The sequence below is a fragment of the Leucobacter soli genome (genome assembly GCF_042659205.1).
In the GTDB taxonomy this organism is placed as follows: domain Bacteria; phylum Actinomycetota; class Actinomycetes; order Actinomycetales; family Microbacteriaceae; genus Leucobacter; species Leucobacter soli.
Genome location: NZ_JBHSRW010000017.1, coordinates 1 through 22,984 on the forward strand (window position 1 = coordinate 1; position 22,984 = coordinate 22,984).

Here is a 22,984-nt window from a genome sequence, read left to right on the forward strand (position 1 = left end):
GCTCACCACGATGCGGGTCGGCGGCCCGGCGGACCGGGTGCTCGAGGCCCGCAGCGCCGAGGAGCTCGTGCGCTCGGCGCTCGGACTCTGGGCCGAGGGCGAGGAGTGGCTGCTGATCGGCGGCGGATCGAACACGATCGTCTGCGACGAGGGCTTCCCCGGCGCCGTGCTGCTGGTGCGGAACGAGGGCGTGGAACGGGTGGTCGATCCCGAGCTGCCGGAGACCACCGTGCGCTTGCGCGTGCAGGCAGGCCAGGACTGGGACGGGCTGGTCGCCGCCTGCGTCGAACGCGGCTGGTCCGGCATCGAGGCGCTCTCCGGCATCCCCGGCCGGGCCGGGGCCGCGCCGATCCAGAACATCGGCGCCTACGGTACCGAGCTCGGTGACGTGCTGCACTCGATCGAGTTCCTCGACGAAGCGAGCGGCGAGGTGCTGCGTCTCCCCGCCTCCGAGCTGGAGCTGGGCTACCGGCATTCCAGCATCAAGGCGGGCCGGGCCGGGGTCGTGCTCTCGATCGACCTCCTGCTCGACGCGCACCCCGACCAGGAGAACCCGATGTCCGCGCCCGTCGGGTACGGGCAGCTCGCGGATGCGCTCGGCATCACGATCGGTCAACGCGTGTCGTTGCGCGAGCTGCGCCGCACCGTGCTGCGCCTGCGCGCCTCCAAGGGCATGGTCCTCGACACCGGGGATCACGACAGCTGGAGCGCTGGATCCTTCTTCACCAACCCCATCGTCACCGAGCGCTTCGCGCGCGAGCTGCCGGCCAACGCGCCGCGCTTCCCGCTCGCCGGCGACGAGCCCGCTCCCGCGGTCACGACGTTCGAGGAGCTCGCGGCCGGCCTGCCGCTCCGCCTGCCCGAGGCCGCCGGCGAGCGTCGGGTGAAGCTCTCCGCCGCATGGCTGATCGAGCACGCCGGCATCGAGAAGGGCTTCCGGCTGCCTGGCTCGGGCGCCGCGATCTCGTCGAAGCACACGCTCGCGATCACCAACCGGGGGGCTGCGACGGCGGCCGACGTCGCCCAGCTCGCCCGCTACGTCGTGCAGCGGGTCCAGTCCGAGTTCGGCGTGATCCTGGTGCCCGAGCCGAACCTCTACGGCCTCGAACTCTAGGGCGCGCCTCGCAGCGGCCGCGGCGGTCCCGGCGGGGAAACGCATCGCGTTTCCCCCAGGGCCGGGATCCGCAGTCGACGATGCTCCCCGCTTCGCAGATGTGGATGAATCCACCAGTCCGAGCCTGATCTTTTTGTCTGGATTGAACAAGCTTCGACCGGTATGGTGCCGTCCGCCGTTGTGGAGACCGCGCCCGATCCTTGGCGCTCCCAGGCCGCGCCTCTAGCGTGGCAGCAGCACCGTGCGCACGCCCGTCGAAGGAGCAGATATGAGCACCACCCCCCGCATCGATGTCAACGCGGTCCGCGACTCCCTCTACGGGAAATGGAAGACCGAGCGCCTCGAAGCGCGTCGCGTCGCCTCGGATCCGCGGTTCCAGACGATCCCCGGGCAGTCGATGGAGGATCATCGCGCCCGCGTGCTCGAACAGCTCGGCGGGCTCGTCGAAGCCGGCGCGATCCAGCGGGCCTACCCCTCCGACCTCGGCGGCAGCGACAATCATGGCGGCAACATCGCCGCCTTCCAGGAACTGGTCTTCGCCGACCCCTCGCTGCAGATCAAGAGCGGCGTGCAATGGGGGCTCTTCGGCGCCGCGATCCTGCACCTCGGTACGCGGACGCACCACGAGAAGTGGCTGCCCGACGTGATCAGCCTGAAGCTGCCGGGCGCGTTCGCGATGACCGAGATCGGGCACGGCTCCGATGTCGCCTCGGTCGCGACGACCGCCACGTACGATCCCGGTGCCGAGGAGTTCGAGATCCACACCCCGTTCCGCGGAGCGTGGAAGGAGTTCCTCGGCAACGCGGCCCTGCACGGGCAGGCGGCTGTCGTCTTCGCGCAGCTCATCACCGGTGGTGTGAACCACGGTGTGCACGCCTTCTTCGTCCCGATCCGCACGCCCGAGGGCGAGCTGCTGCCCGGGGTCGGCGCCGAGGACGACGGGGTGAAGGGCGGTCTCAACGGCATCGACAACGGGCGGCTGCACTTCACGAACGTGCGGATCCCGCGCGAGAACCTGCTCAACCGCTACGGCGACGTCGCGCCCGACGGTACGTACTCCTCGCACATCGAGAGCCCCGGCCGCCGCTTCTTCACCATGATCGGCACGCTCGTGCAGGGGCGCGTCTCGCTCGACGGATCCGCCGCGAACGCGATGAAGGGCGCGCTGGCCATCGCCCTGCGCTACGGGGCCGAGCGGCGTCAGTTCCCCGGCCCGGACGGTCGCGACACGGTGCTCCTCGATTACGGGTTGCACCAGCGCCGCCTGCTGCCGCGACTCGCCGAGACCTACGCCGTCGCCTTCGCCGGGCACCGGCTGCTCGAGACCTTCGACGAGGTGTTCTCGGGCGCCAACGACACCGATGAGAACCGAGAAGACCTCGAGACCCTCGCCGCCGCGCTCAAGCCGCTCTCGACCTGGGCCGCGCTCGACGTGCTGCAGGAGGCGCGCGAGGCGACCGGCGGCGCCGGCTTCATCGCGAAGAACCGCCTCACCGGGTGGCGGGCCGACCTCGACATCTACGTCACCTTCGAGGGTGACAACAACGTGCTGCTGCAGCTCGTCGGCAAGCGTCTGCTCACCGACTACGCGGCGCAGTTCAAGGACGGCGACGTCGCGGCGATAGCGAAGGCCGTCGCCGGGCAGATCGGCGAGGGAGCGGTGCGCTTCGGCCTCCGCCAGATCGGTCAGAGCATCGCGGACCTCGGGCAGGTGGCCCGATCCGTCGAGGGCGTGCGGGACGAGTCGGCGCAGCGCGAGCTGCTCGCCGACCGCGTTCAGACGATGGTCGCGGCGATCGCGATGGCGCTGCGCGAATCGACGAAGGACCTGCCGAAGGAGAGGCGCGCGGCGGCCTCCGCGGCGGCGTTCAACGCGCAGCAGGCCAAGCTCATCGACGCGGCGCGGGCCCACGGCGAACTGCTGCAGTGGGAGGCGTTCACCGAGGCGCTCGCCGACTTCTCGGGCGACACGCTGACCGTCATGACCTGGCTGCGAGACCTCTTCGGCCTGAGCCTCATCGAGAAGCACGCGGCCTGGTACCTCGTGAACGGTCGGCTCTCGGGCTCGCGCGTCGAGGCGGTCACCGCGTACATCGACCGACTCCTGGGCCGCATCCGCGAGCAGGCTCTCGACCTGGTCGACGCCTTCGATCTGACGCCCGAGCTGCTGCGCGCCGAGATCGCGACCGGCATCGAGGCGGAGCGCCAGGCCGAGGCGCACGCGCACGTCGAGGCCCGCATCGCCGACGGCACCTGGCCGATCCACGAGAAGGAGCTGCGCAAGCGGGCGCAGGCCGTGTCATAAGCGGATCCGGCCCGATCGGCGCGGCTATGTCAGCTCCTCGAGTCCCGCACCGCCGTAGAACCGTCCCGCCTTGTACACCAACGGAGCCGCATCCGTGACGTCCGCATGCTCCACCCGCGCGACGAACACCGTGTGCGTCCTCGCCTGGTACCGCTCCTTGATCCGCGCCTCGATCGAGGCCGAGGAGCCGTCGATGAGCGGGCTGCCGAACGGACCGCTGCTCCACGCGAGGCCGAGGAACTTGTCGCCGTCCTTGGCTGCGAACCTCCGCACCGTGCCGAGCTGGGCATCGCTCATGATGTTGATGCCCAGATGAGAGGATGCGAAGAGCGCGCCGTACGTCGATGAGGTCTTCTGCACGCAGACGATGACCAGCGGGGGATCGAGCGAGACGGAGGCGTACGAGTTGACCGCGAGCCCCCGGGGGGCGCCGTGCTTGTCGACCGTCGTGACGACGGTCACCCCCGTCACGAACTGGCGGTTGAAGCCCTTGATCGACTCGATGTCGATCGCGCCGGAGAGGTCGTCGGCCACGGTACCTGCGGGGTCGTCCTCGAAGGCGGCGCGCAGGGACGGCACCCCGACGTCCGCGAGGAGCGCGGCCCGGTCCCAGGTGACCTTCTCGCGAACGATCAGCCCGTCGCGCAAGACCAGCTGGTTCGAGCCCCGGGTGGACACCCGGCACCCCGTCGCTGGCACGCCCCCAAAGTTCCTCCTGAAGGTGCCGACCGAATTCCAGAACAGCGCTCCCCGCCCGCCGTCGATCACCAGGTCGTCGAGGGTGTTCGACAGATCCGGGAACGCGTCGCGGATATCGCGGATGTCCTGCTTCAGCTCGGCGAGCGACATGGTCCGTCCGGATGCCGCGCTCTCCCGTCGATACTCCTCGTGGTAGATCCGATCGAGCGCGTCGACCTCGCCCTCGTCCCAGGCCAGTGTCCACGCTCGTGCGATGTGCTCTTTGAACTGATGCATGCGGGCCAGGATATGAACGCCGCCGAAAACCCGTCAAGAGCGGCGCACGGTCTGCCGGAAACCTTTGTGCACTGTACAGAGACGCCGCGCGACTTCTCGATTTCGGGACAACGGCGGTCCTCAGAGGACCCGGCGGCCCTTTACGGCACCGGACCAGTACGCCTCTCGCACCAGCGAACATCGTCCGGATGTCCAACTGTCGATTTTGTCGGGTCGAACGTGCGTCGAATGGCTAGTGATTCGGGGCGGTCAGATTTCTAGGCTCGTCCGGTAGGCGGCCGGAGTCGGCTGCGCAGCCAGGAATTCGGTCTCAGAGGAAGTAGCGTCATGCAGTTCGGTTTGTTTCTTTCCCATCAACGGATCCACGAGCCGAGCGCGTACGCGGAGTCGCTCTTCGTCGAGAAGCGACGCGAGGCAGAACTCGCTGACGAGCTGGGCTTCGACATGATCTGGATGCCCGAGCACCATCTGATCCACTTCATGCAGGCGCCGAACGCGCTGATGCTCGCGCAATACCTCGGGCAGGGGCTCTCCTTGCGAGTCGGGACGATGGCGACGCTGCTCCCGCTCCGCCATCCGCTCATCACCGCGGCGGAGGTCGCGCTCACCGCGTCGCTGCTCGGAGACCGCTTCGAGTTCGGCGTCGGACGCGGCGCCTATGAGTACGAGTTCGTGCGGCTCGGCGTGCCGTTCGCGGATGCGCCTCAGCGGTTCACGGACACGCTCGAGTTCCTCGAGGAGCTCTGGGCCTCCGAGAGCGGAGCCGCCTCGATGTCGACCGAGGTCTACGACTTCCCGAACGCAGCTCCCTGGCCGCGCATGCCCGGCCGCGACAAGCTCCGCGTCTGGTACGCGGCGATGACCAGGCCCTCGGTGCTCAAGGCGGCCGAGGCGGGATACAGCGTGGCGACCTGGCCCTTCATCCGGCCGATGTCGGCGCTCGAGCCGATCGCCGAGGCCTTCCACGAGGGGGTGCGCGCGAACCGGCTCGGCAAGAAGCAGGAGCTCACGGTGCTGCGCGCGACCTTCGTCTCCCACTCGGAGGAGGAGATCGAGCAGCGCATCGACGAGGCCCTCATCAACCACCGGATCAACCAGCGCCTGCACCACTTCATCCAGAACGCGGACGAGTCGGGCGTCGTCAGGCCGGACCCGCTGGACGAGGAGCCCTCGCGGGCAGAGGTCAGGGAGAACCTGCTCTTCGGCACCCCCGAGGAGGTCATCGAGAAGCTTCGAGCGTACGAGGCTATCGGCGTCGACCAGATCATGACGACCTTCGACTTCGGACCGGAGCATGCAGCGGTGGCACGGTCGATGCGGCTCTTCGCCGACGAGGTCATCGCTCCGATGCGGTCGGCAGCGAAGTAGGAGACGAGAAAGGACGTGAGCATGTCGCAACGTGTCTTCCTGGGACGGGTCGTCACCCTCGACCGCGACGACCGCAGAGGAACCGGCATCCGGACCTCCGGGAGCAGGGTCCGCGATGTGCTCGAGGAGTCGAGTGCGGCCGGGGACGGCGAGATCCTCGACTTCGGGGATCGGGTGATCCTCCCCGGCTTCGTCGATGCGCACGTCCATCTCGAAGTGACGGCCCGCGCCCTGGTGACGATGGTCGACGTCCGAGTACCGAGGTGCCGCACCGTCGCGGATGTGCTGGAGGTGCTGAGCGACGCGAGCGCCGGCTGGTCGGAGCCGGAGAACGTGTGGATGCGGGCCCAGGCGAATCTGTTCTTCGACCAGAAGCTCGCCGATAAGCGCTACCCCACGCTCGCGGAGCTCGACGGCGCCACGGGGGACATCCCGTTGGTGATCCACGCCGGCGGTCACACCTCCCTGCTGAACTCGGCGGCGATCCGTCTATCGGCGCTCGAGCGGTTCTCCACCGGCGAGCAGGGGGCGATGGGCGGAGTCGTGGTCGAACGCGACTCCACGGGCCGTCCGACCGGCCTCGTCAGCGAGATCGACAGCTTCCTTCCGATCATCGACCGGAGCGAGGGATCCCTCTCGCGGACCCTCGTCGAAGGCGCCCGCGAGCTCTTCACCCAGTACGGCGTCACCGTGATCGGCGATATCTCGGGCACCCCGGCGGGAGTGCGCGCCATAGCCGCCGCAGCCGAGTCGGGCGAGATCCCGCAGCGTGTCGTCGAATACGTCTGCGCTCCGGGGACGCTCGAGTTCGAGGATGCGCTGAGATCTCGCGAGATCTTCGGCGACGGCGAGCGGTTCCACGTCCGAGGCATCAAGGTGTTCGCCGACGGCGGCTACTCGTCGCGCAACGCGGCGGTCGACATCCCCTACGTCGACGAATACGCACTGGAGGCCGGCTCGACCGGCACCGTCAACATCGGCCGCGAGGAGCTGGTGGAAATGGTGAGCCGCAGCGCTCGAGCCGGGCTGCAACTAGCCGTCCACGCGAACGGCGAACGAGCGCAGCGGGAGATCGTCGAGGCCGCCGCGGCGGCCGAGAGCGCCGCCGGCCTTCCCGTGCGGATGGAGCACGCGGGGAACCTGATGATGGACGGTACCGCGGACGCGGCATGGCGCGAGGCCGATGTCGTGCCGATCCCGCAGCCGACCTTCCTGTACAACTTCGGCGACTTCTTTCCGCTCTACCTGGGGGAGGCCGCATCCACCGGACGCTTCCGCTTCCGGGATCTCTCCGAGCGCGGCTGGCGCCTGGCGGGCAGCTCGGACGTCTTCACGGGTGCGGAGGAGGCTCAATCGAATCCGCTCTTCGGCGTCTGGAACTGCCTGGCGCGGCGCTCGTTCAACGATGCGGTGATCGAGCCCGACCAGGCGCTGACGCTCGACCAGGCGCTGCGCATGTACACGCAGTACGCCGCGGACTCGCTTGGCCTGGGTGATAGCTACGGCAGTATCGAGGCAGGGAAGGAGGCCGACTTCGTAGTGCTCGACAGGGATCCCTACGAAGCATCTGCGGACGAGCTCCTGGAGATACGGGTCGATCACGTGGTGGTCGGCGGGCGTATCGTCCACTCCCGCGACGGAGCGCCGCCGCCGAACGTCTCCGAACGCGGATAGAGCATCGGCGGCGAACCCCCACCATGCCATCGGATGAGCAGCTCGATCGTGCAGAAGCTAGCATGCTTCGTATGCCCAGGATCGTTGATGAGATCATCAGGAAACCTGAGTTCGGCATAGAGGTCCTCGCACGGAACAGCGAGCTCGAACCGGCGGTCGTGTGCAGAGGGGTCCAGGTGACCGAACACGTCGACCCGTCGCCGTGGCTCCACCGGCTCGAGATCGTGCTCACCACTGGGATCTCGCTCACCACCGAGGCGCAGCAGCAGGCCTTCGTCGAGAAGCTGGTCGCCAGCAAGGCGCTGGCTCTGATCTACAGTGCTTACTCGGGCGAGCTGGTGCCCGAACGGGTCATCGAGGTCTGCCGGCAGCACGGACTCACCCTGCTCCGGCCGTCACCGGTCGTGCCGCTCGCCGACATGGCCGCGTTCATCAATCGTCGGATCCTCGACGGGCATTTCGCGACGCAGCAGACCTCGATCAAGCTGTACCGGCAACTGGTCGCCCTGGTGATCCGCGGCGCCTCCATCCAGAAGATCCTCGACACAGTGCTCGACATCCTCGACTTCTCCCAGACGATGATCATCGATCGCGAGGGGATCGTCCTCGCGGAAACGGGGCAGGATCCGGAGATCCTCGCCCTGATGAAGCACACTATCCGCAGCTACCGTCGGAACGCCCGGGGCGCGGGGCAGTCCTTCCAGCTGCCGTTCGACCAGTCGCTTTGCAATGTCATCCCGGTCCAGCTCGACGGCAGCACCCATGCCTTCATCGCGATCGTCAGTTCGCGCGCCCTGAACGAGCACGAGGAACTCATGCTCGAGCAACTCCACGCCGGGGTCGCGCTTACCCTCTCGCGCGACCTCACCGACAACCGGTGGCGGCAGCAGTCCTTCACGCGTCTGCTCGAGGCCGTCCATATGGGCGAGATGAGCTCCGTCCTCGTGCAGGAGCGGCTCAGGGCCGCCAACATCGACGAAGCCGTGGAAGGAGTGCTCTTCCGAGTCGAGTGCGAGACCGATGGCTCGCATCTGGCACAGCTCATCCGGGTACTCGAGAACGAGCTCATCGGCTTCACGGACACGGTAGCCTTCCACGAGGGGGCCGTGTACTTCTTCGTCCCGGATCCGTCCGAGCGGCTCGGGGAGGAGATCTACCGTTCCCTCTCGCCGCTCCGGAACCCGAAGGTCATCGCGAGCATGCGCCACAGCGGTGCCGACGGGTTCGTCCGGGCCTACCAAGAGGTGAACATGCTGGCGCAGCAGCAGCTCAACAGTGTCGGGTTCTTCGCAGCCGAGAGCATGGACACGCTGACCATACTGCGAAGCAATCACGATCCGATGCTGCGCGCTCTCGTCGCGCGCGCACTGGGACCGTTGTTCGACGCGAACGGGAGAGAGAAGCCCGAACTGCTTCATACTCTGGAGACCTTCATCAGGAGCGGCTGTCGAACGGGGCCGACCGCAGAGGAATTGCACGTCCATCGGCACACGGTGACGTACCGGCTCAATCAGATCACCCAGCTCGTCGGTCTCGACCCCCGCTCAGGGGATTCGCTCCTCGAATACACTGCGGCGCTCCGGCTCTATCGGGCGGGCGTCGTCAAGTGCGAGGACATCACCGACCGGACACGATAGGCCGGCGGACAGCCGTCCGCGTCCGCGAGTACGAGGATTCCCGGGCATGTCTCCTCCTGCCCGCGGGTCGTCGCGGCGTCGGGTCGTCGAGGCTCCCGACCCGTGGATCCGCGCCCGGCGGCGGTCGCCGAGACGAAGGCCAGTTGGAGTATCCGGCAGGCCGAGTTCTTTCAATCTGGCTAATGCTTTTGCCCTGGAGCGAAACTACCTTGGCATTCGACGGGCGCCCCCCAGTGCGCGGTTCCTGAGTGACGACGAGGTTAAGGACGGCAATGACGAGTTCCATCAGCACGTACACCCTGTACATCGGCGGAGAGCGGGTCTCATCAGACTCGACCGAGACGATCGACAGCTTCAACCCGGCGACCGGCGCGCTCGAGTACCGCATCCCCGACGGGAACGCCGCCGACGCGGACCGCGCTGTTCGCGCCGCACGAGAGGCGCTCGACTCGTGGCGGAGGCTGACCCCCGCCGAGCGGGGCGCGCACCTGTTCAAGATCGCCGACGAGGCGGAGAAGCACGTCGAGCGCCTGGCCGAGGCCGAGACCCGCGACAACGGCAAGCTGCTGCGCGACACGCTCGCGACCTATCGCGTGCTCCCAAGCATCTGGCGCTACTTCGCCGGCTGGGCCGACAAGATCCCGGGTTCGGTCATTCCCACGGGGGACGACGCGCTGAACTACCTCCGGCGTGAGCCGCATGGTGTGGTGCTGTCGATCGTGCCCTGGAATGCGCCCCTGCAGCTCGCGAGCCACAAGCTCGCGGCCGCCCTGGTCATGGGCAACACCGTCGTACTGAAGCCTTCGGAGATCACCTCGGGAGTGGTCCTCGATTTCGTCGAGGTGCTCGAGAACGCGGGCCTCCCCAGGGGCGTCATCAACATCGTGACCGGGCGCGGCAGCACGATCGGAGAGGCGCTCGTCAGCCACCCCGGCGTCGACCTGATCACGTTCACCGGCGGCACGGGCACCGGCACGAGGATCGCGAAGGTCGCGGCGGACCGGCATGTGCCCTGCCTGCTGGAGCTCGGCGGGAAGTCGCCGAACATCGTGTTCGCCGATGCTGATTTCGAGAAGGCGCTGAACGGGGTGGCGAACGCCATCTTCGCCGTCTCCGGCCAGGCGTGCACCGCGGGATCCCGCGCCTATGTGCATCGCGACATCTACGATGACTTCGTCGCCGCGCTGGTCGAGCGCGCGAAGCGCATCCGTGTCGGAGATCCGCGGAGCGACGGGACCGAGATGGGTCCGCTGGCCTATTCCGAGCATTTCGACCGCGTGCTCTCCTACGTCGACAAGACGGTCGGCGAGGGTGCGCGGCTCGCGACCGGTGGGCGACGGGTCGCGGGGGCGGGGTTCGACGACGGGCTGTACCTCGAGCCGACGATCTTCGACGGCGTCACGCCCGAGATGACGATCACCAAGGAGGAGATCTTCGGGCCGGTGCTCGCCGTGATCCCCTTCGACACCGAGGACGAGGTGATCGAGCATGCGAACGGCACCGAGTTCGGACTCGCGGCGGGCGTGTGGACCCAGAACGTGAACCGCGCGCATCGCGTGGCCCGGCGGATCGATTCCGGAGTGGTGTGGGTGAACACCTACCGGGTCCTCAGCCCGATCACGCCCTTCGGCGGGTTCAAGGCCAGCGGGCACGGCAAGGAGGGCGGGGTCGAGAGCCTCTACGAGTACTCGCGGCTCAAGAGCGTCTGGATGGATCTCAGCGAGTAGACCCCACCGAATCTCGACGAACCACACAACGAACGTCCAAAGGAGGACTTCATGAACACTCTCTCTCAGATGAGCACCACGCGACGCGGGCTGCTCGGCGGATCGCTCGGCATCGGCGCGCTCGGTCTTCTCGCCGGGTGCTCCCCCTCGCCGCAGACAGGAGGCGGCGGTGGGAGCGGGAACCCCTTCACCATGGTCACCTGGGGCGGCACCTCCGAGGAGGCGTTCCTCGAGGCCTGGGGAACTCCCTTCATAGAGGCAACCGGCCGCACCATCACCACCGACACCATCGACTACGGCCGGTTCGCGACTCAGGCCGAGAGCGGCAAGCTGGAGTGGGACTGGTTCGACTGCGAGGCGTACTACGCGCTCGGCAATCCGGACTTCTTCCAGCCGCTCGACTACGATCGGCTCGAGGTCGACAAGGACGACTTCATCGAGATGCCCAACGATCGCGGCCAGGCCTTCACCGAGCGCGCGCTGGTCTCGTACTGGACCTCGTGGGTCAGCAGCTATCGCACCGACCGCGACGGCCCGCGCCCGATGAACTGGGAACAGTTCTTCGATACGAAGGCGATCCCGGGCAAGCGGTCCGTCTACAACTGGCCGCAGGGCATGCTCGAGATCGCGCTCCTCGCCGATGGCGTCGCGTACGAGGACCTCTACCCGCTCGACCTCGAGCGTGCGTTTGCGAAGTACGACAGCATCCGGGACGATCTGGTGTTCTGGAACTCCGCGGCCGAGTCGCAGCAGTACCTCGTGAGCGGCGCCGCGGACTTCGTCGTGACCTGGAACAACCGGATCGGCAACCTCGCGCTCGGCGGCGAGGCGGTCGCGATCGAGTGGGAGGGCAACCTCCGCTCGTACGGCATGCACGTCGTTCCCGAGAACGCCCGCGACGAAGAGGGCACCTACGAATGGATCAAGCTGGCGCTGAAGCCAGAGAACCAGGCGGCGTTGAGCCTGGGCGGCGGCATGGCGCCGACCTTGAAGTCGGCCTCCGCCTCGATCCCCGCCGATGTGCGCAAATGGCTGAGCACCGAGCCCGAGGCGATCGAGAAGTCGGTCGGCGGCGCCGACGAGAAATGGTGGGGCGAGAACCTCGCCGAGGTTTCGACACGGTGGTACGAGTGGGCGGGTCAGTGACCTCTTCGCTGAAGGGCAAGCGGCTGGGGTTCCTCATCCCCAGCCTGCTCCTGCTCGTCGTGGTGTTCGCGATCCCGGTCGTGCTCGTGATCGGTTCCGCGTTCCAGCCCGAGGCGAACGCCTTCGGCAAGCTCTTCTCGCCGACTTTCGTCGCGATCACCCTCCGCACGCTGGGGATCGCGGCGGCGGTCGCGCTCATCTCCTTGGTCGTCGCGTACCCGGTGGCCTACCTGGCGGCGTCGAGCGGGAAGCGGGCGTCATCGCTGCTCCTCGGCCTCGTCGGGATCTCGCTGTTCCTCAGCATCGTGGTCCGCGGCTACGCATGGATGGCGATCCTCGATCGGCGAGGCGTCGTGAACACGCTGCTGGGCACGGACTTCGAGATGCTCCGCAACACCCCCGCGGTGCTCATCGGCCTGATCCAGTACGGCGTGCCGTTGATGGTGTTCCCCCTCTACAACTCGATGAAGCGGGTCGACCTCCGTCTCCTGCGTGCTTCGCGGAACCTGGGGGCCTCCGGCCCGCGCGCGTTCTGGGGCGTCTACTTCCCGCAGACCCTGCACGGCGTCTTCGCCGGCTACACGGTCGTCTTCGTCGTCATCCTGGGCTACTACATCCTTCCTGCGATCCTCGGCGGACCGCAGAACACCATGATCGGCGAGTTCATCGCCAATCAGTTCCTCTCGACCGCCGACTTCGCCACCGGTGCCGCCGCCTCACTGGTGCTGCTCGCCTGCGCGCTCGGCGGGTACATCGTCATCCAGGTGATCAGCAGGATCGTGATCAGGGGGCCGAGAACATGACCAGAGTGCTGCTGTGGATCTTCTCCGCCCTCGTCTGCCTGTACCTGCTGCTCCCGGCCGCTGTGGTGATCCCGCTCTCGTTCAACTCGTCGCCCTTCCTGCAGTTTCCGCCTCCCGGATACACGACGAAGTGGTACGAGCAGTTCTTCGCGGATCCCTCCTGGACCGGTTCGCTCTTCATGAGCTTCCGGGTCGGGTCGATGTCGGCGCTGCTCTCGATCGTGCTGGGCGCCACCGCGGCCTACTTCCTGCTGCGCGCAGGCAGGAAGACGGAGCGATACGTCGACACGGCGCTCGCGCTCCCGCTCGTCGTGCCGATCGTCGTCTTCGCCGCCGGGCTCTACTTCGTGAAGCTCGTGTACCTGCCCCAGGGGACATCTCCCGAGCTGGTGCTCGTGCTCGCCCACGGAGTGATGACGATGCCCTATGTGCTGCTCTACATCCGAGCCGCGTTCTCGCAGGTCAACTGGCAGCTCGAGCGCGCCGCGCGGAACGCCGGGGCGAGCGGCGTCCGCGCCTTCGCGGACGTCGTGCTGCCTCAGATCTGGCCGGCGCTCGCCGCGAGCGGGGTGCTCGCCTTCGTGCTCTCACTCGACGAGACGGTGATCTCGATGTTCGTGACCGACGGCTCGACGCGCACCCTCCCGGCCCGGATGTTCTCGAGCATCAGCTATCAGCTGAACCCGCTCGTGCCGGTCGCGGCGGCCGTCATGCTGGGCTCGATGGCCGCGCTCGGGATCCTGTACCTGGTCATACGCATCGTCGCGAACAGACTCAAGAACACACAGCAGTCGCACGCCGCGCGTGCGACAGAACCGGAGAACTCAACTCGTGAAATCGCAATCTCGAAAGTCGTCGAAGGCAGCTGAACGATGAAGGGTTCGCTCGAGATACGCCGGCTGGCCAAGTCCTATCATTCCGCGGTCGCGGTGCGGGAGTTCGATCTCCACGTGCAGCCGGGCGAGTTCGTCACGCTGCTGGGCTCCAGCGGCTCGGGAAAGACCACGACGCTGCTCATGGTGGCCGGCTTCGAGGAGCCGACCTCGGGGAATCTCATCCTCGACGGGCGGGACATCACTCGCGTCCCGCCGAACAAGCGCGGCATCGGCATGATGTTCCAGCACTATTCGCTCTTCCCGCACATGACCGTGGAGCAGAACGTCGCCTACCCCCTGAAACTCCGTAAGGTGCCGAAGGCCGAGATACGGGACCGGGTGCGCGATGCGCTCGCCCTGGTCGAGCTCGCCGACTACGCCTCCCGGTACCCGACAGAGCTCTCCGGCGGGCAGCAGCAGCGCGTCGCACTCGCACGGGCGATCGTGTTCCGGCCCGGTCTGCTGCTGATGGACGAGCCGCTGAGCGCCCTCGACCGGGGGCTGAGGAAGAGCATGCAGAGCGAGATCCGGCGCATCCACCGGAATCTGAAGACCACGATCATCTACGTCACTCACGACCAGGACGAGGCGCTATCGATGAGCGATCGCATCGTGCTGATGCACGACGGCGAGATCGTGCAGGTGGGGACTCCGACCGAGCTCTACGACTCCCCGGTGAACACCTTCGTCGCGAACTTCGTCGGAGAGTCCACGCTGCTCCGCGGCGTCGTCGATGCGTCCGTCGATGGCGGCTATCGGGTGAAGCTGGACTCCGGAGAACTCGTCGCCTGCGACTCCGGTCGGAGCTTCGAACGCGGGGATGCGGTCGTGATCCGGATCCGTCCCGGGCAGCTCTCCTTCGGCAGCGCAGAGCTCGGCGCGCAAGCGCCCCCCGAGGGAATCGAGGCTCGGGTCGAGGACTCGGCCTATCTCGGCGACCACTGGCAGCACACCGCGCGGACCGGGGCGGGCGCCTTGGCGACGTTCCTCGAGAACACGAGCCGGGGCAGCCGGGTTCAGGTGGGCCAGAGGGTGCGGCTGAGCTGGCTGCCTTCCGACGCGATCCTGCTCCAGGCGTGATGGCCGGTGCGGACGAGGAAGGACGGTACCCCGCATGCTGCAGCAGCTGACGCTCGCCATGACGGCCGCGGAGCCCCTCCGAGTGACCTTCTACGAACCGGTCGACGTACCGGTGACGGCACTCGAGCCGGTGGAGGCGAGCGGAGGAGCGGAGGCGAGACTGCTCGCCTCGCCGGGCGATGAGGTGCCGACCCCGAGCCGCCTCATCGGGGAGGAGGCGGCCGTTGCCTCGGCCTTCCTGGTCGTGGTGTTCGAGGTGGCGCAGCCCCATCGCCGTGAACTCCTGCAGTGGTTCGTGGACGAGCACGTCCCGCTGCTGCAGCGGGAGCCCGCGTGGCTGCGGACGCGGATCGTCGCCGAGGGCGCCGATGGCCGCGTCGTGGCGATCCACTCGCTGGCCGATCGCGGTGCGCTCACGAGCAGCTACCGTCGGGCGGCCGGCGAGACGCGACTGGCGCACCGGATCCTCTCGTCCGACTGGTTCGTCCCGCCGCTGCGGCTCGTCTTCTCCACCCGGTCCGTCGCCGGGCCGGATGCATCGTGAGCACCCGGCCGATAGGAGGCGACGAATCGTGAGGATCCTCGTCGTGGGAGCGACCGGCCAGGTCGGCGCGATCGTCGCCGGCGCGCTGGGCGAGCGCCATGAGGTGATCGGCCTCTCGAGATCCAGCGATCCCCGCCTGGATCTTCTGGACGCCGACTCCATCTCCGCCGCCCTGACGCGCATCGGAAGGGTGGATGCGGTGGTCGACTGCGCCGGCGGCGCTCCGTTCCTGCCGCTCCGGCAGCTGACCTCCGAGCTCGTCCTCGCCGGCGTGCGCACGAAGATGCTCGGCAAGGTCGATCTGCTGCTGCACGGGCACCCCTGGGTGGCGGACGGCGGCTCGTTCACCTTCACCACGGGAATCACCGCGCGACGAGTGGTCCCGGGGGGAAGCGTGGCGGCGCTCGCCAACGGCGCGATCGAGTCCTTCGTGCGCACCGCGGCGACCGAGATGCCGCGCGGCATCCGCGTGAACGCGGTGAGCCCGACGGTCGTGGAGGGGAGCGATGCGCTCGCGCACGGATTCCGAGGATTCGACCCGGTCGCCGCGTCGGTGCTGGCTGCGGCGTTCGTGGCGGCCGTCGAGGGCTCGGCGAACGGCCGGGTCATCGAAGTGTAGGCGGAGCCGCGCCGGGCGGCGGCGCAGGCAGAACGGTCGCGGCGCGGCCGACAGACAAGCAAGCAAGAAGGAGAACCTGTGAAATTCGATCTTTTCGTGAACCTCTTCGATGAGGCGCGTCGCCCTTATCGCACCGTGGTGGACGAGCTGCTCGCGGTCACGCAGCAGGTCGAGGAGCTCGGCTTCGACACGATCTGGACCGGAGAGCACCATTTCGGCGGGGAAGGGTACGACATCCAGCCGAATCCGATCATGAACCTCCTCTACCTCGCCCAGCACACGGAGCGGATCCGCCTCGGGATCGCGGCGGTCGTCCTCCCCGCCTGGCACCCGCTCCGCCTGGCCGAGGACCTCGCGATCCTCGATCATCTGTCCAACGGACGGGTCGAGGTGGGCATCGCGCGCGGGATCACCGATCGCGAGCTGAGCAACCTCAACAGCACTCGCGTCGAACGGCGATTCGGCCAGGCGAGCCGGCAGATGTTCAAGGAGACGCTCGACATCGTCCGCGCATCGTGGACCGAGGAGAGCCTGCAGTGGGACGGGCAGTACTACACCTTCCCCCGCCGGGGCATCGCCGACAGCTACGCGGCGTGGTATCCGCGCAACCCGGAATGGAGATCCGAGGCGGGCGAGTACATCGGCATGAGCATCGTGCCGAAGCCGGTGCAGTCGCCGATGCCGCCGCTCTGGAACGTCGGCGACAGCGACGATTCGATCCGGTTCGCCGCGCGGGAATCGATGGGGGCGATCACCTGGCTGCTCTCCGACAAGTCGTTGCCCCGCATGTTCGAGCTCTACCGCGACGAGTCGTCCGCGCACGGCGTCGAGCGGCGGCTCGGCGAGGACCTGGGGCTGCTCCGCGTGTGCGTCGTCGCGCCGACCGACGCCGAGGCGCGGGCGCTGGCCGAGCCCTCCGTCGAACGGCTGTACCGGGACTACCTCGGCGGTCTCCGCGGCCGATCGATCTACGCCGATCCGGGCGAGGTGCTCGGATCCGACGTCGACGACGTCTCGTGGTTCGATTTCCTCGACGAACGGGGCCACCTGCTCGTGGGAAGCCCCGAGACCGTGACCGCGCACCTCAAGCAGTACGAGGACACCGTGGGCCTGGAGCGGATCCTGCTCCTCACCTGGCTCCCCGCCTTGACGTCCGCCCAGATCCAGGAGTCGCTGCGGCTCTTCGGCGCCGAGGTCATGCCTCACTTCCGGACGGAGGAGGCATGAGCCGGTCGCCCGCTCCGTCGACGGACCGGGCTGAGACGGAACTCGACGGCCGCGGCATCACGGACTGGCACAGTCATATCTGGCTGCCCGGTCAGCTGGGGCCCGAGTTCGGGAAGCAGCTCGATGAGCACTACGCTCACGTTCCGAGCGAGTCGGGCTCCCCGGAGCATCACCGCAGGATGATGGCGGAGAGCGGCGTCGAGCAGGCGGTGGTGATCGGGCTCACGAGCGACCACCTGGGCATGGACATCCCGAACGAGTTCGTCGGCGACTACGTCGCATCCGATCCCGGGCGCCTCGTCGGCTTCTCCTCGGTCGACCCGAACCGAGCCGACGCGCCCGCGGAGCTGCGCTACGCGCTCGGCGAGATCGGCCTGCGCGGGGTGAAGCTCGCCCCGCCCTACCAGGACTTCCACCCCCATTCCGAGGAGGCGTACCGCGTGTACGAGGTCGCCGCGGAGCACGGAGCGGTCATCTTGTTCCATCAGGGCGCGGTCACCCACCGTCGGGGCGTGCTCGAGGTGGCGCAGCCGATCCTGCTCGACCGCGTCGCCCGCGACTTCCCCGAGCTGAAGATCATCGTCGCGCACGTGGGCCAGCCGTGGTTCGTCGAGGTCGTCTCGATGATGCGGAAGCACCGGAACCTGTACACCGATGTCTCGGCCCGATGCCAGCGCCCCGCGCAACTGGCGAAGATACTCGAGGCCGTTCTCGACTACGACCTCCAGGACCGGCTGCTGTTCGGCTCCGACTTCCCGGTGTTCGACCCCCGGGCGCACGCGTCCTCTTTCTTGAGCGTCGCCGAGGAGAGCGGCGACGAACGGCTGGACGGCGCGCTCGTCCGCGATGTGCTCTTCAACCGTCCGTTGTCGTTGCTGGGGCTCGAATAGGCGTGCGAGCCCCTCAGGCTCGGGCTCGTCGGCTCGGGTTCGCGGGTGCAGGAGCGGCGAATAGAGTACAGCTATGACGAATCCCCCTGCGAGCGACCTGCGCACCCTCTACCCGCCCGTCGAGCCCTACACGACCGGACTGCTCGCCGTCGGAGACGGACACGAGGTCTACTGGGAGGCCTGCGGCAACCCGGCCGGCAAGCCGGTCGTGTTCCTGCACGGCGGCCCCGGCGGCGGGTGCACCCCCGACCATCGCCGCTACTTCGACCCGCAGCGGTACCGGATCGTGCTCTTCGACCAGCGCGGCTGCGGCCGCAGCACGCCGCACGCGGGCGAGGCCGGTGCCGACCTCAGCGCGAACACCACCTGGCATCTGGTCGCCGACATCGAGCGACTGCGCGAGCACCTCGAGATCGATCGCTGGCAGGTGTTCGGCGGATCCTGGGGATCCGCGCTCGCGCTCGCCTATGCCGAGACGCACCCCGAGCGGGTCACCGAGCTCGTGCTGCGCGGCATCTTCACGCTGCGGGCGAGCGAGATCCGCTGGTTCTACCAGGAGGGCGCCTCGGAGCTCTTCCCCGACCTGTGGGAGGGCTACCTCGCGGCGATCCCCGAGGCCGAGCGCTCGGACCTGGTCGCGGCATTCCATCGGCGCCTCTTCGACGCCGATCCCGCCGTGCACACCCCGGCCGCGGTCGCCTGGACCGTCTGGGAGAACTCCACCATCCGGCTGATCCCCGACGAGTCCGCCATCGCCGCCGCCCGAGCCGACGAGGCGGCAGCGGTGGCCTTCGCCAGGATCGAGAACCACTACTTCACCAACGGCGGCTGGATGGAGGAGGGGGCGCTGATCCGGGATGCCGCAGAGCGGCTCGCCGGGATCCCCGGAGTGATCGTGCAGGGGCGCTACGACGCATGCACGCCGCCCCGCACCGCCTGGGACCTGCACCGTGCCTGGCCGGAGGCCGAGTTCCGCATGATCCCGGACGCCGGGCATGCCGCGAGCGAGCCGGGCATCGTGGACGCGCTCGTGCGCGCCACCGATCGCTTCGCCTGATCCGACGACGCCGCCCGGATACCTCGGCGCCTGATCCGGTCTGCGCCCGACCGTCGCGGTTCTCCGTCCCGTAACACGATGTTCACGGATCGCGCGCGTGTCGCCCCGGCCTGAACCCAGCGTCCGGGCGTAACGTGTGAGTCATCGGGCACCTCGCCCGATCGGGGTGTCCGCGCCCCACATCACGTCGGTCACCCCGCTGATCCGGAACACCCGGGCAGAAGGAGTCACCGTGGCCGCCACACAGCCGAACGACACCACAGCCAGCGCCGTCTCCGATGCGGCGGCAGCCGCGGAGCGCGGCAGCCATGAGGCGCTTCCGCAGACCGAGCGCACGTACGTGCTCGACACCTCGGTGCTGCTGAGCGACCCGGGGGCGATCTTCCGCTTCGCCGAGCACGCGGTCGTACTGCCCGTCGTGGTGATCACCGAACTCGAGAAGAAGCGGCAGGATCCCGAGATCGGCTACTTCGCCCGGCGCGCGCTGCGCCTGCTCGACTCCCTGCGCGAGAAGCACCTGCGGCTCGACTTCCCGGTGCCGGTCGGCGAACAGGGCGGCACGCTGCGCGTTGAGCTGAACCACACCGACGCCGACGCGCTGCCGAGCGGCATGCGGCTCGGCGACAACGACACGCGGATCCTCGCGGTGGCGCAGAACCTCGCTGCCGAGGGTCTCGACGTCTCGGTCGTATCGAAGGATCTGCCGATGCGCGTGAAGGCCGCGGCGCTCGGCCTCGGCGCCGAGGAGTACCGCGCGGAACTCGCGCGCGACGACAGCTATTCGGGGGTGGCCGAGGTCGAGCTCGACGAGGAGGCGATGAGCCGGCTCTGGGACGACGAGCGCCTGGACGGCGTCGCCGCGGTCTCGGAGCTGCCGCTCGGCACCGGTCTGATCCTGAACTCCCCGCGCGGGCATGCGCTCGGCCGGGTGGAGCGAAGCGAGGACGGGGGGAACGCCGGGTCGCTGCGTCTCGTCCGAGGCGATCGCGAGGTCTTCGGGCTGCACGGCCGCAGCGCCGAGCAGCGGCTCGCGATCGACCTGCTGCTCGACCCGCAGGTCGGGATCGTCTCACTCGGCGGCCGGGCGGGCACCGGCAAATCGGCGCTCGCGCTCGCCGCGGGGCTCGAAGCCGTGCTGGAGCGGCAGCAGCACCGCAAGGTCATGGTGTTCCGCCCGCTCTACGCGGTCGGCGGCCAGGAGCTCGGCTACCTGCCCGGCGACCAGCAGGAGAAGATGAACCCCTGGGGTCAGGCGGTGTTTGACACGCTCGGCTCGATCGTCTCGCAGAACGTGCTCGAGGAGGTCGAGGCCCGGGGCCTGGTCGAGGTGCTGCCGCTCACCCACATCCGCGGGCGGTCGCTGCACGACGCGTTCGTGATCGTCGACGAGGCGCAGTCGCTCGAACGCAACGTGCTGCTGACGATGCTGAGCCGGATCGGCCAGAACTCGCGCGTGGTGCTGACGCACGACGTCGCGCAGCGCGACAACCTGCGCGTCGGCCGGCACGACGGCATCGCCGCGGTCATCGAGAAGCTGAAGGGCCACCCGCTCTTCGGGCACGTCACGCTGACCCGCAGCGAGCGGAGCGAGATCGCGGCGCTCGTCACGGACCTGCTCGAGGAGTAGCCGGCCGGCGCCGCGGTCCGCGATCCGGCAGCCACGCGTCTCGACCGTCGTCCTGCGATCCCGCTTCGCGGGCCGCAGAACGACAGGAGAAGGCGGATCGTGGGACGGGAATAGGCTGGTGAGGTGAACGAGAATACGGCCAGGACCGTCGACGAGTTGCTGCCCGATGCGATGCTGCGGCGGTTCGGTGAGCGGGCGCCGGGCTACGACGCCGAGAACGTCTTCTTCGCCGATGACTTCGAAGAGTTGCGCGCAACCGGCTATCTCGCGGCGCCGGCGCCGGTCGAACTCGGCGGCGCCGGGCTGCGCCTCGAACAGCTGGTCGAGGCGCAGCGACGCCTCGCCGCCTACGCGCCCGCCACGGCGCTCGGTGTGAACATGCACCTCGTCTGGGTGCAGGTGGCGCGATTCCTTCGGGACCGCGCGCCTGGTGATGACGGGAACGGCCCGCTCGACTGGGTGCTGCGCGACGCGGTCGCGGGCGAAGTCTTCGCCTTCGGGATATCCGAGGCCGGCAACGACGCGGTGCTCATGGATGCTCGATCGACAGCCGAGCACCTCGGCGCCGGCGAGGGCTACCGCGTCGACGGCACGAAGATCTTCACGAGCCTCTCGCCGGTGTGGACACGACTCGGGGTGCATGCTCGCTGCGATGCGCCCGGGCCCGGCGCCGCTGGGCCCGGCGCCGCGGAGCCGCATCTCGTCTTCGGCTTCGTGCGGCGCGACGGTGGCGCGCTGCGCGAGGGATCCATCTCGCACCCGGGGGAGTGGAACCCGCTCGGTATGCGCGCGACGCAGAGCTGGACCACGCGACTCGACGGGGTGCGGATCGCCGAGGCCGACGTCGCGGCGCGGATCGCACCCTTCGACGGGTCGGATCCGCTGGTGCTCGCGATATTCTCATCCTTCTCGATCCTGACCGCCGCGGTGTACGCCGGGATCGCGGATCGGGCGCTCGAACTCGCGCGCGTCGCCGCGAACCGCCCGGTGCCGGCACCCGACGGTTCGGAAGACCCGATCGGGATCCGGCTGGATGACCCGGACACCGCCGCGCGGTTGACCGCCGCCGTGCTGGATCACCGGGCCTCTCTCGATGCGCTCGCCGTGGCGGGCCGCGATATCGACGAGCGTCGGCCGCGCGACGACTGGTTCCTCGTGCTCGCCGCCGTGCGCAACCGCACGACCGACGAGGCGCGCCGCGCCGTGGATGTCGGGATGCGCCTGGTCGGCGCCGAGGGCTTTCGCGCGGAGAGCGAACTCGCGCGCCTCTATCGGGATGTCCTGGCCGGGATGTTCCACCCGTCGAGCTCGCGGGCGTTGGCGAGGACCGTCCGCGGCGTCCTCGAGGATCAGGCAGACGCATAGCAGTGATGCCGAGAAAGTGCTGATTCGGTGCTTATTTCTGCTTGAAACTGCGGAATCGGTTGTGTTAGCTTTGTTGAGCTGACTTTTTCGCGATATTCGAGAATGACGGGTATGGGCCCGTCCGCGATGTCGGCGCCCAACTGGAGTGATACCCGTGACCTTCGCAGGCCACACCGAGGGCGCCGTCGCGCCCGTCCTGTCCACCTCGCCCGTCTCGTCGGCCACGGCCGGCGCGGAGCTCGGCGCCCGGCCCTCGCGGTTCTTCCAGACCCGCCCGGTGCTGCGTCGCGTCGCCTATGTCGTCGGCTACGAGGGGCTCAGCGTACTCGCCACCGCGATCGTGATGAGCGAGCTGCTCGGCCACGGGGGCGGAGATTCCGCGCTCACCGCGATACTGCTCTCGACCACGGCGACGATCTGGAACTACGTCTGGAACACCGCCTTCGAGTCCATCGAGCGCCGCGTCGGCGCGACCGGGCGCACAGCGCGATCCCGTGCGCTGCACGCGATCGGCTACGAGGGCGGCGTGCTCGTGTTCACGATCCCGCTCGTCGCGATGCTGCTCGGCGTCGGCCTCTTCGAGGCGGCGATGATCGAGGGCGGGCTGCTCCTCTTCTTCCTGGTCTTCACCCTGGTGTACGCGTGGGCCTTCGACCGGATCTTCGGGCTGCCGGCGTCGGCCGTGTCGACAGCGGCGCCGACGGCGTGATCCTCGGTGCGGATCCGGTCAGCCCGGTCGACCAGGTCGGCCCTGCTGCAGGGAACCTCGCCCGGGCGGCCGGCAGCGACTGCTAATCCGGACGGCCGTCGCGCCCCGTGCCGCCGGAGTTCCCGTTCCCGAGATCCCGACCGTCGTCACCGGACGTGTCGTCGCGGCCGCCTTCGTCCGCCGGCAGATCCGGCAGCGTGATGGCTCCGGTGTGCAGCGCCTCGTCGATGGCGGCCTCGACC

General features: G+C 68.5%; 19 protein-coding genes. 18 read left to right on the forward strand and 1 reads right to left on the reverse strand.

The features are described from left to right. Both ACFPZL_RS02480 and ACFPZL_RS02485 read left to right on the forward strand, forming a co-directional pair. Positions 1 to 1,114, forward strand: a 1,114-nt coding sequence (locus tag ACFPZL_RS02480; RefSeq protein ID WP_382334647.1) for a UDP-N-acetylmuramate dehydrogenase, incomplete at its 5' end; no start/stop codon positions are given. A gap of 268 nt (positions 1,115 to 1,382) precedes the next feature. Beyond that, the gene (locus ACFPZL_RS02485) at positions 1,383 to 3,419 is read left to right on the forward strand and encodes an acyl-CoA dehydrogenase family protein (RefSeq protein WP_218114425.1); all 2,037 of its coding nucleotides are present in this window, start codon (positions 1,383 to 1,385) and stop codon (positions 3,417 to 3,419) included. Positions 3,420 to 3,443: 24 nt separating this feature from the next. On the opposite strand, the gene ACFPZL_RS02490 is transcribed toward ACFPZL_RS02485, so the two are convergent. After that, on the reverse strand, positions 3,444 to 4,394 hold the full coding sequence (locus tag ACFPZL_RS02490; RefSeq protein ID WP_218114426.1) for a flavin reductase: 951 nt from the start codon (positions 4,392 to 4,394) through the stop codon (positions 3,444 to 3,446). Between the two features lie 327 nt (positions 4,395 to 4,721). Here ACFPZL_RS02490 and ACFPZL_RS02495 point away from each other — a divergent pair, with 327 nt between their 5' ends. The 16 genes from ACFPZL_RS02495 (at position 4,722) to ACFPZL_RS02570 (ending at position 22,742) form a co-directional block, all read left to right on the forward strand. Continuing rightward, complete coding sequence (locus tag ACFPZL_RS02495; protein ID WP_218114427.1) at positions 4,722 to 5,762, forward strand: LLM class flavin-dependent oxidoreductase; 1,041 nt, start codon at positions 4,722 to 4,724, stop codon at positions 5,760 to 5,762. Positions 5,763 to 5,783: 21 nt separating this feature from the next. Then, positions 5,784 to 7,436: an amidohydrolase gene (locus tag ACFPZL_RS02500; protein ID WP_218114428.1), complete on the forward strand. Its 1,653-nt coding sequence runs from the start codon at positions 5,784 to 5,786 to the stop codon at positions 7,434 to 7,436. 71 nt (positions 7,437 to 7,507) lie between these two features. Next, a complete protein-coding gene (locus tag ACFPZL_RS02505; protein ID WP_218114429.1) occupies positions 7,508 to 9,073 on the forward strand; it encodes a helix-turn-helix domain-containing protein in 1,566 nt (521 codons plus the stop codon). 272 nt (positions 9,074 to 9,345) lie between these two features. Next, positions 9,346 to 10,800: an aldehyde dehydrogenase gene (locus ACFPZL_RS02510; RefSeq protein ID WP_218114430.1), complete on the forward strand. Its 1,455-nt coding sequence runs from the start codon at positions 9,346 to 9,348 to the stop codon at positions 10,798 to 10,800. Positions 10,801 to 10,851: 51 nt separating this feature from the next. Continuing rightward, the gene (locus tag ACFPZL_RS02515; RefSeq protein ID WP_218114431.1) at positions 10,852 to 11,946 is read left to right on the forward strand and encodes an extracellular solute-binding protein; all 1,095 of its coding nucleotides are present in this window, start codon (positions 10,852 to 10,854) and stop codon (positions 11,944 to 11,946) included. Further along, on the forward strand, positions 11,943 to 12,749 hold the full coding sequence (locus tag ACFPZL_RS02520) for an ABC transporter permease (protein ID WP_218114432.1): 807 nt from the start codon (positions 11,943 to 11,945) through the stop codon (positions 12,747 to 12,749). Before ACFPZL_RS02515 ends, ACFPZL_RS02520 begins: the two co-directional genes overlap by 4 nt. Further along, complete coding sequence (locus ACFPZL_RS02525) at positions 12,746 to 13,618, forward strand: ABC transporter permease (protein ID WP_218114433.1); 873 nt, start codon at positions 12,746 to 12,748, stop codon at positions 13,616 to 13,618. Before ACFPZL_RS02520 ends, ACFPZL_RS02525 begins: the two co-directional genes overlap by 4 nt. A 3-nt stretch (positions 13,619 to 13,621) precedes the next feature. Further along, on the forward strand, positions 13,622 to 14,704 hold the full coding sequence (locus ACFPZL_RS02530) for an ABC transporter ATP-binding protein (RefSeq protein WP_218114434.1): 1,083 nt from the start codon (positions 13,622 to 13,624) through the stop codon (positions 14,702 to 14,704). Positions 14,705 to 14,738: 34 nt separating this feature from the next. Continuing rightward, the gene (locus tag ACFPZL_RS02535; protein WP_218114435.1) at positions 14,739 to 15,248 is read left to right on the forward strand and encodes a hypothetical protein; all 510 of its coding nucleotides are present in this window, start codon (positions 14,739 to 14,741) and stop codon (positions 15,246 to 15,248) included. A 28-nt stretch (positions 15,249 to 15,276) separates the two neighbouring features. Further along, positions 15,277 to 15,867 (forward strand): short chain dehydrogenase, encoded by a 591-nt coding sequence (locus ACFPZL_RS02540; protein ID WP_218114436.1) that lies wholly within the window; start codon positions 15,277 to 15,279, stop codon positions 15,865 to 15,867. Positions 15,868 to 15,945: 78 nt separating this feature from the next. Further along, complete coding sequence (locus ACFPZL_RS02545) at positions 15,946 to 17,094, forward strand: LLM class flavin-dependent oxidoreductase (RefSeq protein ID WP_218114437.1); 1,149 nt, start codon at positions 15,946 to 15,948, stop codon at positions 17,092 to 17,094. After that, positions 17,091 to 17,984: an amidohydrolase family protein gene (locus tag ACFPZL_RS02550; RefSeq protein WP_218114438.1), complete on the forward strand. Its 894-nt coding sequence runs from the start codon at positions 17,091 to 17,093 to the stop codon at positions 17,982 to 17,984. Before ACFPZL_RS02545 ends, ACFPZL_RS02550 begins: the two co-directional genes overlap by 4 nt. A gap of 73 nt (positions 17,985 to 18,057) precedes the next feature. Next, positions 18,058 to 19,041 carry a prolyl aminopeptidase gene (gene pip, locus ACFPZL_RS02555; RefSeq protein ID WP_236021906.1) on the forward strand — a complete coding sequence of 328 codons (984 nt, stop codon included), beginning with the start codon at positions 18,058 to 18,060 and terminating at the stop codon, positions 19,039 to 19,041. A gap of 232 nt (positions 19,042 to 19,273) precedes the next feature. Continuing rightward, positions 19,274 to 20,668, forward strand: a complete 1,395-nt coding sequence (locus tag ACFPZL_RS02560; RefSeq protein WP_218114439.1) for a PhoH family protein — start codon at positions 19,274 to 19,276, stop codon at positions 20,666 to 20,668. A gap of 123 nt (positions 20,669 to 20,791) precedes the next feature. Beyond that, positions 20,792 to 22,033 carry an acyl-CoA dehydrogenase family protein gene (locus tag ACFPZL_RS02565; RefSeq protein WP_382334653.1) on the forward strand — a complete coding sequence of 414 codons (1,242 nt, stop codon included), beginning with the start codon at positions 20,792 to 20,794 and terminating at the stop codon, positions 22,031 to 22,033. 154 nt (positions 22,034 to 22,187) lie between these two features. Beyond that, positions 22,188 to 22,742 carry a PACE efflux transporter gene (locus tag ACFPZL_RS02570; protein ID WP_218114440.1) on the forward strand — a complete coding sequence of 185 codons (555 nt, stop codon included), beginning with the start codon at positions 22,188 to 22,190 and terminating at the stop codon, positions 22,740 to 22,742. Positions 22,743 to 22,984: the final 242 nt, after the last annotated feature.